Annotated in this window: 11 protein-coding genes; all 11 read left to right on the forward strand. The window is 57.4% G+C overall.

The features are described from left to right. Nucleotides 1-9: 9 nt before the first annotated feature. The 11 genes from KHO30_RS30350 to KHO30_RS30400 all read left to right on the forward strand — a co-directional run bounded on the left by KHO30_RS30350 (nucleotide 10) and on the right by KHO30_RS30400 (nucleotide 19,138). Complete coding sequence (locus KHO30_RS30350; RefSeq protein WP_211703159.1) at nucleotides 10-792, forward strand: hypothetical protein; 783 nt, start codon at nucleotides 10-12, stop codon at nucleotides 790-792. Beyond that, complete coding sequence (locus KHO30_RS30355) at nucleotides 785-3,010, forward strand: DUF2235 domain-containing protein (RefSeq protein ID WP_211703160.1); 2,226 nt, start codon at nucleotides 785-787, stop codon at nucleotides 3,008-3,010. Before KHO30_RS30350 ends, KHO30_RS30355 begins: the two co-directional genes overlap by 8 nt. 12 nt (nucleotides 3,011-3,022) lie before the next feature. Then, complete coding sequence (locus tag KHO30_RS30360; protein WP_211703161.1) at nucleotides 3,023-3,295, forward strand: hypothetical protein; 273 nt, start codon at nucleotides 3,023-3,025, stop codon at nucleotides 3,293-3,295. Between the two features lie 211 nt (nucleotides 3,296-3,506). Further along, nucleotides 3,507-6,647, forward strand: a complete 3,141-nt coding sequence (locus KHO30_RS30365) for a type VI secretion system Vgr family protein (protein ID WP_211703162.1) — start codon at nucleotides 3,507-3,509, stop codon at nucleotides 6,645-6,647. Between the two features lie 42 nt (nucleotides 6,648-6,689). Continuing rightward, nucleotides 6,690-7,052, forward strand: coding sequence for an OB-fold protein (locus tag KHO30_RS30370; RefSeq protein ID WP_211703163.1), 363 nt, complete (start codon nucleotides 6,690-6,692; stop codon nucleotides 7,050-7,052). Nucleotides 7,053-7,059: 7 nt separating this feature from the next. Further along, a complete protein-coding gene (locus tag KHO30_RS30375; RefSeq protein WP_211703164.1) occupies nucleotides 7,060-7,596 on the forward strand; it encodes a hypothetical protein in 537 nt (178 codons plus the stop codon). 16 nt (nucleotides 7,597-7,612) lie between these two features. Next, nucleotides 7,613-12,352 (forward strand): RHS repeat-associated core domain-containing protein, encoded by a 4,740-nt coding sequence (locus KHO30_RS30380; protein ID WP_211703165.1) that lies wholly within the window; start codon nucleotides 7,613-7,615, stop codon nucleotides 12,350-12,352. A 4-nt stretch (nucleotides 12,353-12,356) separates the two neighbouring features. After that, complete coding sequence (locus tag KHO30_RS30385; RefSeq protein WP_211703166.1) at nucleotides 12,357-12,806, forward strand: hypothetical protein; 450 nt, start codon at nucleotides 12,357-12,359, stop codon at nucleotides 12,804-12,806. 31 nt (nucleotides 12,807-12,837) lie between these two features. Beyond that, entirely contained in the window at nucleotides 12,838-13,125 is a 288-nt protein-coding gene (locus tag KHO30_RS30390; protein WP_132376448.1) for a PAAR domain-containing protein, read from the forward strand. A gap of 1,002 nt (nucleotides 13,126-14,127) precedes the next feature. Beyond that, nucleotides 14,128-16,812: a type VI secretion system Vgr family protein gene (locus tag KHO30_RS30395; RefSeq protein ID WP_211703167.1), complete on the forward strand. Its 2,685-nt coding sequence runs from the start codon at nucleotides 14,128-14,130 to the stop codon at nucleotides 16,810-16,812. 73 nt (nucleotides 16,813-16,885) lie between these two features. Continuing rightward, entirely contained in the window at nucleotides 16,886-19,138 is a 2,253-nt protein-coding gene (locus KHO30_RS30400; RefSeq protein ID WP_211703168.1) for a hypothetical protein, read from the forward strand. Nucleotides 19,139-19,151: the final 13 nt, after the last annotated feature.

Below are 19,151 nucleotides of genomic sequence, written 5' to 3' on the forward strand. Positions count from 1 at the left end.
AACTGACTAATGAAACGTTTGACTTTTTTGCTGTTGGCTGCCGTCGCGCTTGCGGGCTGCGATGCGTTTTCTTCTGAACCTACGTATGGCGGGCTGAGCATCGAAGGTTTCAACTACACACCTTATAACCTCGATCGGTTCGTGATCAAGGATAAGTACGGCAACACGGCGAGCGGTGGGGGGGATTTGCCGCCCGGTACGGGTGAAGGACGCCTAAGTTGTTGCTATAAGCTCAAAGGAACTAATTTCACTGTTAATTGGGACGTATACGACGCTGACGAAGCGATTAAAGATATCTACGCGCCAATAAAAATGATTCACAAGGTAACGAACGTCCACCTTGCGCCGACCAAAGTCCCCGGAGGTGCGGGTGACGTAGTTCTTGGACTTCACTTTTATCCTGACGATCATATCGAGTTCGAGTTTCGTAAGGATCTAAGCGGGACACGTATTGCCTATGATGAAATCTGGTACTGGTTGAAGAAAAATCATAACCAGCTCTTAAATCCGGATGGACAGGATGATGACGCGATGTTGCGCAAAGCGGCGCGATTGGCTGCGGCAGGGTGGAAAAAGTACGGCTTTACAGACACGGTAGATCTTGAGCAATACGTGTACCTCACCCTGCTAAATCCGAGGTTTGACGAACATCCGGCGGTCCGTCTAGCAATCAAGGAAGCAAACGGCAAACCCGGCGCCTTCGGCATGGCGATGCAGCGCTTGCCCGACTCAGTAGTGGACGATATCAAGCAAGGCCGATTCGAGACTTCAAAGAGTGCACAGCATGGCTAATCAGACTCACGCAGATGCAGCCGACAGGACCCCGCCGGAAGTGTTGGCTCAGATCGGTGATAGCGCGAAGGCTTATCCAAAAGACACATGTATTCCCTGTGGGGCGGTGATACATATGGGTTTCTTCTTCGACGGTTTTGGACGGAACCGAGATCAGGACGACCCAACAACGTCCCGTTATTCAAACATCTGCCGCTTGTGGGAGGCGCACCGCGACAATCGGGACCGGCGTCGCCAAGACATGCCAAACCAGTTCTGGTATCCCTTCTATTACTCCGGGCTCGGAACTGAACTAAATCAGGAAGCGCGTGTGGCAGGAGTCACATCCGCAGTTACGAAGGTCGCTAAGGCATCCGCAAGTGCGGTCGGGAAACAGGCTAAGGATACGACGAAGAAAATCGTCGGCATTGACAAATTACCGATTGATATCAAAAAGATAGCTACTGGAGGCCTAAAAGATGGATTTGAGGAGCACTCCTTCCGACCGGTAGTCAAAGCGTTTGACGATCTAACCAAGAGCGCCGAGTCGATGCCTGACAAAATCGGCCGAGTGTTGACGCTTGCGCATGATGACCGATGGGTGAGCCGTGGACGCGCCGCGGGGCGTGCCATTTTGTACGACTTAAAAAAGAACCCACTCAAAGCCGGATGGAGCATCGCACAAGGAATTTTTGTTGGCGTAATGCTGGATTCCATTCCATGGCTTCGGGACAACGCTGCGGTCGCGAGGATATTCGGCACGGGTGTCAACGATCGCCTAGCCGCGGCGCTGAAACAGTTCGAGAATGCGTATAAAGATGCTAAGGCCCACATGCCGAAGGTTCAGCGCATCCAAGTCACCGTCTTTGGCGCGGACCGAGGCGGCGTAATCGCGCGCGCATTTGTCAACGCGCTGGTGAAGAAATACAAGCGAAAGGATGCAACTGATCTTGAAATCATTGACGGGCAAGACAAGTACCCGATCGAGATCAAATTTCTCGGCCTCCTTGATGCTGTTTCGTCGTTAATGGCAGAGAACAAGTTGCTAGGCATCCTCCCGGTATTAAACGTGATCAAGCAGAACTATGGGGATATGGACTTGGCTGTGCCCGCCGCGGTTCAGCGTTGCGTACATTTTGCGGCCGCGCACGAACTACGCTTTTACCAACGCTTGGATAGCTTGGAGCAAACGTACGGGGTGCAATATCTCTATCCGGGTACTAGCGAAGATGTTACCGGCGGAGCACCTCCAGGATCGCTGGGGGCGCGTGGTGAACTCCAGCGGGTAGCCTTGCGAGACATGCTTCATGAGGCGCTCGCAACAGGCTCGGTCTTGGACAAAATGGAGGACATGTTTACCCGAAAACCAGCAACTTTTCAGAAGTTCAGCCTCGCGCATCCCATCTCGGATGGCAAGTCGACTTATCAAATGCTTGACCTGATCAAAGCCTATCGCGAAGTTGTGCCTTACGTAGCGCGACTCAATTTCCTCGACCACATGCAAGTATTCCTGCGTTGGATGGCTGTGCGATACCAGTCGCCTGCATTTCGTGAGTCGGTCACGAGCCATGTGGACACCATGAAGGCGCACCACCAGCAGTTGGTCCAGCAGCGTCAACAGGCGGAAGCGGCCTATCTGGCCGAGCGCAATCGCGCCTCCGCGAATACGCAGAGCTTGATGCAAGCGCAGGTGCGCATGGATGCGGCCAGACAGGCCGAGAGCGATTCCCTACGAGCGACCACGTTCGAGTTGTCGCGACCGTTCGTGAACGTATGGGATCGCATCCAGAATGAAGCAAATGAGATGACGCGTCGCGCATCCTACCAGGACAACTTGCAGAGTTCCGCGGATAGGATACGGGCAAAGGCCGACAGCAATGATCAGCCGTGGGATGCAGACCCAGAGGCGAGCGCAGACATGGTTGAAGCAGCGATGATGCCGGCTGACCAAGCCACACTGGCTCAAGCGTGGAAAGATGGTCTCAGTGGCAAGAAGCCACTGCCACCGCAAGTGATGGCTTTGTTCGATCTGATGGTGCACGACACCATGCTCACGAGTTGGCACGATCACGTTCTGTCAGCGACGCTCTACTTTCAGACGCGTGCAACAGATACCTTCGGCAAGACTGATTACGTCAAGGACGAAAAGAAGCGACAGCACGACAGGGCGGCCGCGGACCGTATCGACCAAATCGGTCGCTCGATGACGCAAGACCAGCAAATTAGAAAGGCACTCTGAAGAGACTTGCTTGTGAGCCCTCGCGTAGTGTACGCATTGTTCGCCCTTACCGCTCTTGCTGGTTGCGATGTGTTCACCGATACCACTGATCTCGAACAGTTCGCGTATCTCTCGCTATTGAACCCAAGGTTCGACGAGAACCCCGTAATTCGCCGCACGATCGAGCAAACGAAAGACAAACTAGGCGCATTCGGAGCGGCAATGCGGGGCCTGCCTGACTCGGTGGTCGAGGAGATTAAGCGAGACAGCGGCGAAGACTCCGCGTCCGGAGGCGGCAAATCGTGAGCGCGCGTTGAGATGACGCGGTCTCGCATTATGACCCGCATAGTTTCGCCACTGATGCGTCATTCATGCCGATAGCAAATTGCTCACTTGAAAGTCAGAAACAAATGCCGATTTAACATTTGTTTCTGCCACCCTAATTGCGGTAAACGTCTGATCTTTTGTATTATCGCGCGATAGCGCGGGGGCGCAAATTGCATAAATAAGAGGCTGTATGGGCGCGCAGGACATTATCGCGGCAATAAAAGGCGGGCTGGCTCAAAGCGACCGTCTGCTGAAACTCGATACGCCACTGGGTGCCGATGTTCTTTTGCCACAGAGATTGATAGGCCATTCCCGCCTCGGCCGCGACTATGAATTCACGTTGGACGCCGTTTCGACTAACGACAATATCGAGCTTAAAACGCTGATCGCCCAGCCCGTCACGCTTTGGGTTCAGCAAACCGATCAGTCGTACGCCCCGCACCACGGTTATGTTCACACCGCTCGTCGCCTGGGCTCCGATAGCGCCATTACCAGCTACCAGATCGGCTTTGTCTCATGGATGCATTTTCTGCGCTTCAGAAAAGATGCGCGCATTTGGCAGGATAAAGCGGTCGACGAAATTCTCACCGATGTATTCAATATGCATCAGCAAGCACAGGGCGCATTCCGCTTTGCAATACGGAATCCGCTGCCGCAACGCTCGTTCTGCGTGCAATACGAAGACGACTGGAATTTCTGCCACCGGCTGATGGAAACGGAAGGGCTCTTCGGCTATTTCGATCAGGCCGCCGACGGCAAATCACACACGCTGATTATCACGGACGATATCGCCAGCCTGCAACCGCTGTCGCCGCAAACCGTTGACTTCTACCGCTCGGGCACCAACAGCGAAACCGACGCGTTCGTACAGTGGAGCGGCACGCGCACGCTACAAAGCACGACGCTTACCACCCGCACGTTCGACTACAAAGCACCGTCCTCCGCCGCGAACCCGAAGGGCACGACGATCCCAACTCTGAGCACCCAAGGCGACCTGCCTCAGCAGGCCGAGGTGTACGAGTACACCGGCTCCTACACTTACGGCAAGCAGGACCGCGGCGATCACCTGTCAAAGGTGCGGATGGAGGAGTGGGAGTCGCGTGCCAAGCGTTTCCACGGCGTAGGCGCGGTACGTCGAATCGACACGGGCCGGTGGTTCGAGCTTAGCGATCATCCGGACCACAGCACGGGCAGTCAGCAGGACCGGCAGTTCGCGGTCATCGGCGTTCAGTGGGTGATTGAGAACAACCTGCCGGTTTCGGGCGGCAAGACGGACTTCCCGCACAGCCTTAACCAGACAGTTGCCGCAGTCCGAGCACAGCACGCAAGCGATCCCACGCTGCTCATCAAAGCGGCGGACGGCAGCGAAGGCTTCTTCATGGTCACCGCTGAAGCACAACGCAAGGCCATCCCGTTCCGCAGCCCCCTCGAGCATCACAAGCCCGAGATGCACATGCAGACCGCAACCGTGGTCGGCCCTGCGAACGAAGAAGTCTTCACGGATCAACTGAACCGCATCAAAGTACAAATGCACTGGGACCGGCTCAACGCGGGAGATGAAAACGCGTCGTGCTGGATGCGGGTGGTTCAGTCAGACACGGGCGGCAGCTATGGCGCGGTCCACGTGCCCCGTGTGGGGGAAGAGGTCATCGTGTCATTCCTCGACGGCGACTGCGACAAGCCGATCGTCACCGGACGCGTCTACAACAGTGCGAAGACACCTGACTGGCATTCGAACGGGATTTTATCCGGCTACAAGTCGAAGGAGTATCAGGGCAGCGGCTACAACCAGATGGTGATGGACGATGCCACTGGTCAGAACCGTGTGCAGATGTACAGCAGCAGCGCAAATTCGCAGCTTCATCTCGGCTATCTGATCGCGCAAACGGGCAACTCACGTGGCGCGTATCTCGGCAGCGGCTTCGATCTGAAGTCGGACGCGTACGGCGCGGTCCGGGCTGCGCAAGGCATGTATGTGTCGACGCATTCGTCAATGGGCGCGTCAAGCCAACCTCTCGACGTTCGAAACGCCAGCAGTCAGCTAGTCAATTCCGAAAGTGTGATCGAGTCGTTAAGCCAGGCAAGCGAAACACATCAGGCGGAAAGCCTGAAAGATGGCTATGACTCGTTGAAATCCTTCACGGACGCTACGCAGAACAGCATCTCGGGCGCCGCGAGCAACGGCGGCAACACAGCTGGCGGCGGTGCCGGCAGCGCCAATGCATTCAAAGAGCCAATCATGCTGTTTGCGACGCCTGCGGGCATCGCGATGTCGACGCAAAAATCGGCTCACTTCGCGGCAACGGAGCACATAAACCTGGTCAGCGGCCAGAGCACGCACATCGCAACTGGCAAATCACTACTTGCAAGCGTCGGCGAGAAAATCAGTCTGTTTGTTCAGAACGCGGGCATGAAACTCTTCGCTGCCAAAGGCAAAGTAGAAATCAAAGCGCAGTCCGACAACGTCGAATTCACTGCGCAGAAAACATTCAGGTTGCTCTCCGCGACTGAAAAAATCGAAGCCGCCGCCGATCAGGAAATCCTGTTGACTAGCGGCGGTGCATACATCCGCATATCTGGCGGCAATATCGACATCCATGCGCCAGGCATGGTCGATGTCAAAGGGGCGCAGCATAGCTTCAACGGCCCGACGAGTCAGGGCTATCCATTGCCGGCGGCGCGTCCCGATCAGCCCGGACAGCTTGAGCTGCTCCATCAATACGCGAATGGCGAGCCGGTCAAAGGTGGACAGTTCTCGGTACTGGACGCCAACGGCGGAATCCTGCGGCAAGGCGCTCTCGATGCAAATGGACGCATGACTGTCAGCGGTTTGCCCCCAGGCGTCGCGCAAGTGCAATTCGGCAACGATCCTCGCGATCCATCCCAGCCGGCCAACTACTTCAAGAGCATCAAGTGGCCGGTCGAGCCACTGAGCGCTTCAGGCGACGCCGCAGCTGCTTCGCAAATGGCTTCGTTCCTGCCGGCCGCCGGTGGCGCGACGAGCGCCGCCGGAACGCTCGGAACTGCTGGCGCAACGAGTACGGCGAGCTCGCTTGCCAGCGCGGCAAAAGGCGCAATGGGCGCGGCCGCAGGTGGCGCATCGCAACTCTCAAGTCTCGCGAGTATGGCCTCGCAGGGAACCAGCGGACTTACATCAATGGCAAAAGGTCAGGCTACAGGGTTCGCTCAAAGCGCACTCACCAAAGCGTTGCCGTCGGAAGCAAGCGCCGCGCTTTCGCAGGCAAGCCAGGCCGCCAGCGCCGCCAAGGAAATCAGCACGATCGCGCAATCTGCGCGCACTGCGCTGCCGGCACTCAAGGGCATCGTCTGACTAGATGCCGATCATTCGACTTCAAGTAAATACAGTCCAGTCATGAAGAAAACGGCCCTTCTTGCAGTTGCGTTAATCATCACCTCGACGGCATTCGGTGCGACCGAACTGAAGCTATCCGCAACCGCGATGGTCTCGCAATACGCGAGTGACGACGACGCGGCATCGAAATACACCGACAAGCCGCTCGCGCTAACCGGCACGCTGCTGTCCCTCGAATCCGGCTTGACCGACAGCATCATCGGCAAGCTCGGCGACGAATCGGACACCGCCGTGCGTGTGACCTTCGCCGATAAAGCGAGTGTCGACAAGATCCGGTCGCGCGTCGGGCAAAAGGTGACGCTCCATTGTGTGGGCGCGTTCTCGACCCCCTACCCGTCGGCGACCGACTGCAAGGTCAAGTAAGTCCGCGATGAAATTTGCTCAGACCTTGATAGGTATGGTGTGCGGCGTTGCGCTTATCGTAAGCGCGCATGCCCAGTCGGCAACCGATCTGCAGACGATCGGCCGCTTCGTTGAGTGCAAGCTCGACGCGCGCCAGATCGACAGTTTCATTGACCGCATCGACAGCGGGGCCGTGCCAGGTTTCACGAGTCAGCCGCCGCAAGAAAAAGCGGTCGACCTGGCATGGAAAACGCAGAAACCGATTCAGGCATGGGGCACATCGTCGAACCTTGTGTCGATCGTGTCGCCACGGCAGATGCTGCTCGCCATTCCCGCACCTGAAGGCGAAGAAATCAATGTTGCCAAGCAATGGGTCGCGCGTATCGGCGGCATGAGCGAAGGAGCCGGCACCATTTCTCTGCGCGAAAACGCTCAATGGCGGGGCGTCGACTATCGCAAGACGGTCGGCAAGAAGGAAATCAGATTGCTTGTCGATCAGCAGGAAAGCCCGGGATGGATTCTGCTCGGATGCGGATACGACAAACTCTTTACCAACAGCAACTAAACCGACCTGACCCAGCATGAGCGCAGCCGCTGCCCAGACCACCGCCGTTGTCCGAACCGAAGTCGCAATCGCGCCGCTCGTCACCATAGCGAAGGAGGACGTCGGTTCCGCACTCGAGCAATTCGATGCATGGCTCAAGAGCGTCAGCGATGGCTATATCACCCTCGATCGCGTCGAGCAACTGGCGAACTACATTCCCGTCGTTTCGAACATTCTGTCTGCGATCGACGTCGTGATGGATATCAAGCGGCTGATCGAAGCGGAGTCTAAAGACTTCTTCGACTATCTGAACCTGGGCATCGACCTGATCGGTGTCATTCCGCTGCCACCGGTGATGGGTGAATTCCGCATGGGTGCCCGGCCGCTGATGAAGCTGGCCCGGGAGGAACTCGCGAGAAGCGCAAAGGCCGTTGCGGAAGGCGGAGCACAGATGATCGCCGATACGGTGATCTCGGTGCTGGTGGCGCACATCAGCGCGAAGTTTGCTGGCGACATCGAAAAATTCATTCAGGAAGTGCAGGCCAAGCTCGCGCAGATGCTCAATGACTGCGCGGATCATGCGAAGAAGCTGCTCGAAGGTCTTGCGCAGATTTTTGAAGGTGCGGCGTCGGGCAAGCTTTTCGACACATCGGGCAACTATCGCGCGGCTGACAAGCATCTGGAGCAAGTCAGCGACGGCTTTGCCGCCCATGATGCGAGCAAGGTTGCCGAGAACCTGTGGTCGTATCTGAAGGACGGCACCAAGGTACTGGTCAAGGACGCGGCAAATCTCGCCTCCCGCGCAGCGAATGAAATCTCGCCATCGACGAACCAGCAGCTCAAGCAAATGGCTGCGGAAGCGCGCCACGCGATTCCGATGGTGACGGAAAAGATCAAGGGTTTGAATAGTGCGGACGTCGGCGGCCTGATCTGGATGCTCGACGCGCTGATGAAGGCCGTGGCTAAGTGGAAGGAAAAGCAGAAACACAAACAGACTGTCGGCATCAAGGCAGCCGGCAAGGTCGAAGCCGAGTTGAAGAAAACCGAAGGCGAACTGGAGACAATCGCCACGCAGGGGAAGGCGAAGCACCCAGGGGCGAGCGACTGCAAGAGCTGTGGTCTGGGACGCAGCGGCGGCTCGATCGGCTATGCACTCGGCGACGAGCGCTTCGATCACCAAGACTTTGTCTTGCCCGGCGCGATGCCGGTAGTGTGGCGACGTACTTACCGGTCATTTCTCTCTGAATATGACGAAAGCAATCTGGGTGCGCGCTGGATCACTCCCTACACCACGCGCTTCGATATCCACGCGGCGAAGCTTGTGTATCACGATCCGAGTGGACGCAGTCTTGAGTACCCACTGCTCAAGGCGGGCGAGACGCACGACGATCTCGCTGAGGACCTCACGCTCGCGCGACTCGATGACCAGTGGCTCACGCTCACGCGCGGCCATGAACTGCTCGAAGCGTATGAAAAACGCGGCGGCGCCTTCCGTCTCGCTTTCCTGAAGGATCGCAACGGCAGTCAGGTCACACTGGACTACGACGACGCACATCGGCTCACGCGGCTGATCACCGCGCAAAGTATCGTCGTGTTTTCACACGATGCAGGCGGCCGCCTCGTCGAAGCTGTGGAGATCGACCAGGAAGGTGAACGGATCGGCACGCTGGTGCGTTACGCGTACGACCAGCATGGCGACCTCATTGCGGCAACCGACCGCCACGGCAATCGTCGCGAGTACGCCTACACGCATCACCTTGTGACCCGGTACACGGATCGCACCGGCCGTGGCATGAATCTGGAATGGGATGGCTCTGGACCCAAGGCGAAGTGCGTGCGCGAATACGCGGACGACGGGAGCTACGACACACGCCTCGCGTGGCACCCAGACATCCGTCTCGTCGACGTGAGTGACGCCCTCGGCAACGTCACTCGCTATTACTTCGATATCGACGGTTACACGTATCGAATCATTCATGCGGACGGCCTCAATGAATGGTTCTACCGCGACGCCCAACATAATCTGACGCAGCATATTTATCCGGACGGCAGCGTCGAGCGTTTCACCTACGACGAGCGCGGCAACCTGATTGAGCAGGCCCGTCCGGATGGCAGCGTGGTACGCATGGAGTACGACGCAAAGGATCAGATGATTGTGATCATCGATCCGCAAACATATCGCTGGACCCGCGAGTACGATGACGCGGGTAATGTCACGACGCAGATTGATCCGCTGGGTCACAAAACCCAATACAGCTACAACGATCAAGGGCAACCAACCGAAATCGTTGACGCAAAGGGCGGGGCAAAGGCACTCGCATATGATGCTGCGGGGCGCCTTGTCAGCTATACAGATTGCTCGGGAAAGACAACGCAGTGGACCTATGATGGAGAAGGCCGCCTGCTCGAGAGCAAGGACGCGGGTGGGCGGAGTGTCATCTATCGTTACGGTGGCAACGGACAACTGGCCAAAGTCCAATCTGCTGCGGGAATCGAGAAGCTGGAATACGACGCCGAGGGCCGGCTCCTGGTGCATACGGATCCGCTGAACCGCGTCACGCGCTATGGATACGACGCCGCCGGGCGGATCGCGAATCGACGCGATGCATCGGGCGAACTGCTGACCTATCGCTATGACCGGGTCGGACGCCTGAGCGCGCTCACTGATTCGAATCACGCGACTTACCAGTTTCATTACGACCCGGTCGGCCGACTCCTCGAGGAAATTGCCTTCGACGGGATGACGACCCGCTACACCTATGACGCGGCGACTGGCCAGTTGCAAACCGTCGATGAAGCCGGGCAAACGACTCAGCTCGAATACGATACAGGCGGACGTCTCGCGCGGCGCGTCGCAGGTGCAAGCGACGAGCGCTTCATGTATGACGGAAGTGGCCGTCTGATCGACGCGCAGAATGCAATCAGCCGGGTGCAACATTTCTTCGATCCTGTCGGCAATCTGGTGCGCGAACATCACGCGCGGCAACTGTTCGATGAGCGTCGCAGCTACGTGTGGCGGCATGAATACAACGAGATCGGCACGCGTATCAAAACCGTGCGCCCGGATGGCCATACGGTCGACTGGTTGGTCTACGGTACGGGCCATGTCCACGGCTTGCAGTTCGACGGCCAGGAACTGATCCAGTTCGAGCGTGACGACCTGCATCGTGAAACACAGCGCACGCTATCGAACCGGATCGCGCAGAACACGCGTTACGACCCGGTCGGGCGGATGGAATCTCAGGCGCTCCGGCGTGCCGGAGCACCCGCTCCGATCGTGGCACGCCGGTATCAGTACGATGCGGTTGGGCAACTGAAAGAGATCGACGACAGCCGGCACGGCGTAACACGTTATCAGTACGATCCCGTCGGCAGGCTGATAGACGCAGTGAGTCCTATTGCGACCGAACGTTTCGCATTCGATCCAGCTAGCAATATTGTTGATCCTGGCAGTCCGGAGAATGCACGCAGTGGCGGCCGGCAACAACTGAGTACCTTGCCGGCACAAACGCCGAGAGTGTTAGGCAATCTTTTGAAGGACTACGCCGGCACGCACTTTACCTACGATGCCCGGGGCAACCTGATCGAGAAGCGCTCGCCGGGAGCTGAGCAGCGCTACGAGTGGAACGAATTTAACCGGATGACAGCGGCCAGTGTCCGCGAACCGGCGCGTCAGCATGAGGTTCTCTATTTCTACGATGCGTTGGGACGCCGCATCGGTAAAGACGTCGACGGCACGCGTACGACGTTCGGCTGGGACGGCGACACCCTAGCGTACGAAAGTGCCGACGAAGGTAGCACGCATTATGTGTATGAAGCGGGGACTTTCGTGCCTCTGGCGCAGTTTGCCTCCGGCGCGATTACAGGTATTGCTACACCCGAGTGGAAGCAGACCGATCGCTACGCGCCGGAAGACGATCCGCTGCTGAAGCCTGTAAGTCCCCCCTCCCCCGCACACGTCTTTTACTACCACTGCGATCAGCTCGGCACGCCGCAGTTGCTTACCGATGAACTCGGTGAAGTTGTCTGGGAGGCAAAATACAAGGCGTGGGGTGAAGCTCGGGATGTGATAGTGCGGGCGTCGAAGGCGACACTCAGCGCGCCGCGCAACCCAATCCGTTTCCAAGGGCAGCAACTCGACGAAGAGACCGGCCTCGCGTATAACCGGCATCGCTACTATGATCCGGGTACTGGACGGTTTACGGCCAAAGACCCGATTGGGCTGTTGGGTGGCGGGAACGTTTACCAGTACGCGCCGAATCCGACTGGCTGGGTCGATCCGCTGGGGCTCAAGAAGAAGGCACAAACGCCAGACAAGGATTGCTGCCAGAAAGATCCCTGTGCCGGAAAAGATCCCGCTGCGCAGGCTAGAAGCTGGCAAGGCAAAGACCCTTATCCGGGAGTCGACTCTTACACAAACACGGTCTTGAAGCGCGGTACAGTGTTGTACACGTTGTATCCGTATGCGCCGCCTGACAAGATCGCGACTGCGTTGCCCGGCAATTATTTCTCCGACGCTCGCACGATTCTTAACACGGGTGGGTCAGCGCGCGAGTACAACGACATGACGCAGATTTCGCACGCAGACAATACCGCCGGCGCCCGGCCAATGAGAAGCCAGTTGAGGGCGTTCGTCGTCACGAAGGATATCTGCGTAGCGAAGGGGCAGTCGCTCGCCAATCCCAATCTGGGCAAGGGCGGAGGCACTCAGTATTTCGTATCGAGCGCCGACAAGGGCAGCCTCGTTGGTGGCAACGTTTTGAAGTTTGGGAGTTAACTGGATGGCCACGTTTGATTTTTTAACGGGCACGTTGAGCATTGATGAGTCGACGAGCCTCTTTCGCGGCAGACCGTCGCCTGAGGAATTGCCATTGACTACGGCGAAGGAACTGGCGAAGTACGGCGACTGGGAAAACTATGGCATCGTGAATGTGAAGGTTTGGGGAAAGACCTTCGGTGTGACGGTCCGATATTGCAAGCAAAGACTCGCAATGGTTGACCTCATTTGGGTGGACGGTGTGGCGAAAAAGATCGACTGGTCGGCGACTGAGGATGATCTTGTGAAGGAAAAGAAGCAGCTGTCAAAGTTGATCGCATTCGAAGCGCAATCGCCTTGTGTGTCTTCCACGATGGGCGCGGACACATTCGTCTTCAATTGGGGAACGCTTACTGTGCACGCCGACCCGCGCTCGATGATTGTGACGACAAGCGTCGCGTACACAGAAGTTTGAATGCGCGAAAATTTCAAGCCTCGGAAGAATCATGAAACGATATTTGATTTTGAACGGCGACAAGACAACAGCCAACGGCGTCGTTCAGGCAGTCCCCACCTCTATTCAATTGAGCGATAAAGACGTCGCTCACGAGGGCGATCCAGTGGCGTGCCCCGCTTGCAATACAACGGGGAAAATCCAGTGCGACGGACCACGCCAGATTATGACCGCGCCGGACGGAAGGCACGCCGCGTTAAGTGACGATCTATGTATCTGCGGCTGTCACCCGCCGCCGCGGTTGGTGTCCTCGCAGCAGATGATGTCCGTCGATGCATAGTGCAGGGGGATGAATCAGTGCAACATGCGGGATCACGTCAAAGATGAGCTCACCCAGACTTTGTCACCGCCACGGCTTCCAAGGGTATATCGAATCATCAAAGGATGTCGATGCCTGCATCGGAGCGATGGGGACAGTTTGCTGCTGGTCAGCTAGTCAAGGTGTCGTTCGACAGGCCGAAGCGCAGCAGGGAGATCTGGATGCATCGAGCTGAACTGGCCGAGTATGCACACCTCGTCGCTTACGCAGGAGAGACCGCTCATCTTAAAGAACTTTCCGTCAATAGCCGCAATCGAAAGGTCTTTGGTTCTGGTCTGCCCACGCTGTCTCGACGAATTGTTGGTGCGCTCCGACGAGCAGCCCGTGCAGGTCACCTCGCGGGAAAGCGCTTTCGACACTGCTCTTGTTGCTGAAGACGCCAAAGTGTCAGAAGGCGTTCTCTCCTGTCCGCTACATGGCCTTGTCCGTCCGAAGAGAACTTCCCCGCAGATTGCTGGCGCAATTGATTCAGGTGGCGCGCTTCCAAGTGGCCCTTTGATTAAAACCCTTCTCGAATCTGACAAACATGAAAACGTGTTCTGGTTTGAGGCCGACTATTTGTGTAAAAGGTTTGGGTCGGGAATCGATTTGGCATCGTCGCCCTATCGGTCGAAGCGGGGGAGCAAGGGGAGGCACTGTTGGAAGGAGCCGCGCGGGTCTGCCCTGTGTGTTTGCGCGACTTTCTGATCCGTAGCGGTATCGAAGTCTGAGCATCAGCCTTAAACACGAGATACCTCAATAGGATTTTCTAGCGCTAGGTCTGCAAAGTGATCAGGCGACCGTCACCCGGATTTATTTGCCGAGCTATAAGTTTTTTTTACCGAAACTCTATCGCCGGCAAATTGTCGGGAAACAAATGCCGATTTGACATTTGTTTCGCCCACCCTAATTGCGGTAAACGTCTGATCTTTTGTATTATCGCGCGATAGCGCGGGGGCGCGAATTGCATAAATAAGAGGCGGTATGGGTGCGCAGGACATAATCGCGGCAATCAAGGGGGGGCTGGCGCAAAGCGATCGCCTGCTGAAACTCGATACGCCACTGGGCGCCAATATCCTTCTGCCACAAAGGCTGGTGGGTCATTCCTGGCTCGGCCGTGACTATGAATTCACGCTGGACGCCGTTTCCACGAATGACAGCATCGAACTCAAAACGCTGATCGCCCAGCCAGTCACACTCTGGATCCAGCAAACCGACCAGTCCTACGCCCCGCACCACGGTTATGTCCAAACCGCCCGCCGTTTAGGGTCCGACAGCGCGATAACCAGTTATCAGATCGGTTTTGTCTCCTGGATGCATTTTCTGCGCTTCAGAAAAGATGCGCGCATCTGGCAGGATAAAGCGGCCGATGAAATTCTCACCGACGTATTCAATATGCATCCGCAAGCGCAGGGCGCATTCCGCTTTGCATTGCGCAATACGTTGCCGCAGCGTTCGTTCTGCGTGCAGTACGAAGACGACTGGAATTTCTGTCAGCGGCTGATGGAAACGGAAGGGCTGTTCGGCTATTTCGAGCAGGCCGCCGATGGTAAATCTCATACCCTGGTCGTCACTGACGATATAGGCAGCCTGCAGCCGCTGTCGCCGCAGACGGTCGATTTCTACCGCTCCGGCACGAACAGCGAGACAGATGCTTTCGTGCAGTGGAGCGGCACACGCACGCTGCAGAGCACGACGCTAAGCACGCGGACGTTCGACTACAAGTCGCCGTCGACGGGTGCGAATCCGAAGGGAACGACGGTCCCTACGCTCACCACTCAAGGCAACCTGCCGCAGCAGGCCGAGGTGTATGAGTACACCGGCGCGTACACCTATGGCAAACAGGATCGTGGCGACCAGCTCGCGAAGATCCGGATGGAGGAGTGGGAGTCTCGCGCGAAGCGCTTCCATGGCGTAGGTGCGGTACGCAGGATCGACACGGGCCGCTGGTTCGAATTGCAAAACCATCCCGACCACGGCACGGGTAGCCAGCAGGACCGGCAGTTTGCGGTAGTCGCTGTGGACTGGATCATCGAGAACAACCTGCCGGTCTCAAGCGGCACGACGGACTTCCCGCACAGCCTGAACCAGACGATCGCCCGAGCCCGGGCACAGCATGCGAGCGATCCAGCGCTGCTCGTCAAGGCCGCGGACGGAAGCGAAGGCTTCTACATGGCCACCGTCGAAGCGCAGCGCAAAGCCATCCCGTTCCGCAGTCCGTTCGAGCATCACAAGCCCGAAATGAACATGCAGACTGCGACCGTGGTTGGGCCGCAGAACGAAGAGGTCTTCACGGACTCGTTGAACCGGGTCAAAGTTCAGATGCACTGGGATCGCCTGAATCCGGGCGACGAGAACGCCTCATGCTGGATGCGCGTATCCCAATCGAATGCCGGTGGCGGACACGGCGGTGTCCACGTACCGCGTATCGGTGAAGAGGTGATTGTCTCCTTCCTCGACGGCGACTGCGACAAGCCGATCATCACCGGACGCGTCTACAACGGTGCGAAGACGCCAGATTGGCATTCGAACGGGATCCTGTCCGGCTACAAGTCGAAGGAGTATCAGGGCAGCGGCTACAACCAGATGGTGATGGACGATGCCACCGGCCAGAACCGTGTGCAGATGTACAGCAGCAGCGCGAACTCGCAGCTCCATCTCGGCTATCTGATCGCTCAAACCGGCAACTCGCGTGGAGCGTACCTCGGTAGCGGCTTCGATCTGAAGTCGGACGCGTATGGCGCTGTTAGGGCGGCGCAAGGCATGTACGTGTCGACGCATCCGACCACCGGCACGTCGAGCCAGCCTCTCGACGTGCGTGACGCGAGCAGTCAGTTGGTCAATTCGGAAAGCGTGATCGAGTCGTTAAGCCAGGCGAGCGAAACCCATCAGGCGGAAAGCCTGAAAGACGGTCACGACTCGCTCAAGTCCTTCACCGACGCGACACAGAACAGTGTCTCAGGAGCGGCAGGTAGCGGCGGCAACACAGCGGGCGGCGGTACCGGCAGCGCGAACGCGTTCAAGGAACCGATCATGCTGTTCGCGACCCCTGCGGGCATCGCCATGTCGACGCAGAAGTCTGCGCAAATCGCCGCGGGCCAGCACGTCAACCTCGTGAGTGGTCAGAGTACGCACATTGCGACAGGCAAATCACTACTGGCAAGCGTCGGCGAGAAAATCAGTCTGTTCGCGCAGAACGCGGGCATGAAACTGTTTGCCGCAAAGGGCAAAGTAGAAATTCAGGCCCAGTCCGGCAACATCGAAGTCACCGCCCAAAAAAGCCTGAAGCTGCTGTCGGCGACGGAGAAAGTCGAAGTGGTCGCGAAACAGGACATCCTGTTGACGAGTGGCGGCGCGTACATCCGGATTAAAGACGGAAACATCGAAATCCACGCGCCGGGAAAAATCGATATCAAGGGCAGCAGCCACTCTTTCGCCGGCCCGACCAGTCTTTCGAGCAAACCACCGGCACTCCCCTCAGGCGAAGGCCCGTACAACGAGCAGTTCAAGATTCACGACAAACACACCGGCGACCCCGCTCCCTACGTGCGCTATCGCATCGAGACTGCGGAAGGCAAAGTGTTTGAGGGTATGACAGATGAACAAGGCCTGACCTCGCGCATCATGACAAGCACACCGAGCGCGCTGAAAGTGTTCCTCGACACCTGATTCTGACCGACGAGCATACGTGCGTCCGGATGGATGCGCCTATTCATTTGCCCATTCAAGCAGACCGACATTCATGAACGCTCCGAGCACAAGCCTCGCACCCGATGGCAATGGCACCACCAACGCGACACCTGACAGTCTCGTGAACGTGCCGCACGACCCAGCGCCCATGCTCTATTTCCGGCCCGAGACAGGTGAATTCATTCTCGTGCCGGCGGAGGACGTCAGCGGTCTGCAAAGCGAATGCAATCTGCTGCACGACCGCGTCGACAAATTTCACAAGGCCAACGAAAAGCTCGATGAGGTGCTGAAGGCATACGCTGAGGACGTGCAGAACCACATGTCCGATCCGCGTGCCGGGGAGTCGCACAAGACCGCCGTCGACGATGCGCTCAAAGAGCGCGAAACCGCGCATAAGGCGCTAAAGAAAGAACTGGAGCCGCTTAGCAAGTTGGATAGCAAAGACCTCACCATGGTCGAGCTCATTCCTATTCATATGGACGGTGACGGAAACAAATCCGTCAAATTCGCCAAGTACAAGCTGCACTACGTACGCTCGAACAAGATCAAGCCGGGTTGGCATAAATTCGGTCCGGCCGCCTTCGAAGACATGAAGGGCCGCAAAGAAGAAAAAGAAACGGGCGCGAAGAGCTTCATCAAGAAGAATGCAAACGGCAAGTACAAGATCGACGTCGACAAGCTGAAAGAGGGGGTATTGATCAGCCGCGAAAGCAGCATCAAGTCGCAGTTGTACGAAAAGACCAAGGTATCCTCAGAGATCGTCGAAAAGCACGTCACGGGGACGCTTTTCGCGTGGGCGGAAGAGTGGAACAAGGATCTCACCTACAGCGCTGGCGCGGAAGAGCCGGTTGAGCGCGGCGAGGGCGAGAAGAAAGAGACGGAAAAACCCAAACAGACTGCCTTCGGCAACAACGTCAGCATCGAGGCCAAGGCGCAGTTGATGCGATATCTGGCTGGAGCGGGACTGGACACCGAGTGGGCGCCGCAAAAGGGCCGCGTGGCCATCAAGGCGTCGGCGCAAGCCGAGTTCGCCATTGCCGAGGGCAAGGTTTCCGGCGCCTTCTATTATCCGGACATCGCAGGCTGGATGTGGAGTCTGGATGGCGATGACGGCAAGACTTATCCGCTTGGCGCGGTCCGCTTCAAATGCGAGCTGGGTTTGTCCGGGATGGTCGGCGCAAGCATGGTCGCGCAGTTGGGGGTGGTCGTCGACTATCGCGATGAAAAGCGTAAGGACTTGGGCCTGTATGGCGCTGCAGTCGACAACCCCACTACCAAGCAACGCGAAATCAAGGTAGGCGGCGAACCGGTCGATCCAAGCGCCAACGCCGATCTCGACGTGTTTGCCGGCGCGCGTGCGGACTTGTCGCTTGAAGGCGCACTCGAGTGGATGGAGCCTGCAAAGACGGGCCCCAGCGGCAAATACAAACCGTTCGCCAAGGTGGGCGATACGGTCACTGCAATGGCGGGTGCCGGACTCACATGCATGCTTGATGTGAGCTACGCAGCAGGTCGTTTCAGAATCAAGGCCAAGGCAGGACTATGCCTCGGCGTAGGAGCGAAGGGCGACATCGAGGTTTCGGTCGACGTGTTTCGCATAGCCGAATTTGTCAAATGGTTCTTCTACCAGCTTTATCACGCGAACTTCAAGAAGCTGAAGTTTGTGGAAACGACCGCCTTCGAGGCCTTCTCGCATATTCAGGTAATGGTCATTCAAGGCGTTCAGGATCTGGCCTCGACAGTCGGCCGGGAAGTAGAAGAGTTGAACCGGCTTTTCACCGACCTCGTCAATGAATATGAGAAAGAGGCGGCACGCGTGCAACTGATGAACAACGTGCTTAGCAATCCATGGATGCTGCAGTACGCGACGCCTGAGGCGAAAGGCGTGATGATCTATCAATTGACGCGCCACTGGTACGCGACTGACGGCATCGATACGGCCAACCACACGTATGGCCGCTGGTATGGGAACCGCAAGGATGCGGTCAAACAGATTCTCAAGTGGTCGCACACCAAACACGATCTGGACAACGTCGTGCAGCACATTCACCCGCAAGGGCGCTCAGGCGATATCACGGTGCGGCGACAAAAACTGAAGGATTTTCTCGAAATGTCGCTGACCAGCACCCCGACGGGAGACGCGAAAGAAATCGACGATTACTACGACAGCCTGCAAGCAATGCTGAAAGTCGATCCGACGCCCGGCTATGCCGTTGCGCAGGTCGACTCGAGCGATTACCAGTTTCAGGCTGCCGTCGGCAGGCACCCGCTTTACGACAATATGCCGGACGTGCGTGTGGTTTGACGGCAGAGCGCGA

The organism is Paraburkholderia aspalathi, from assembly GCF_905220735.1.
In the GTDB taxonomy this organism is placed as follows: domain Bacteria; phylum Pseudomonadota; class Gammaproteobacteria; order Burkholderiales; family Burkholderiaceae; genus Paraburkholderia; species Paraburkholderia aspalathi.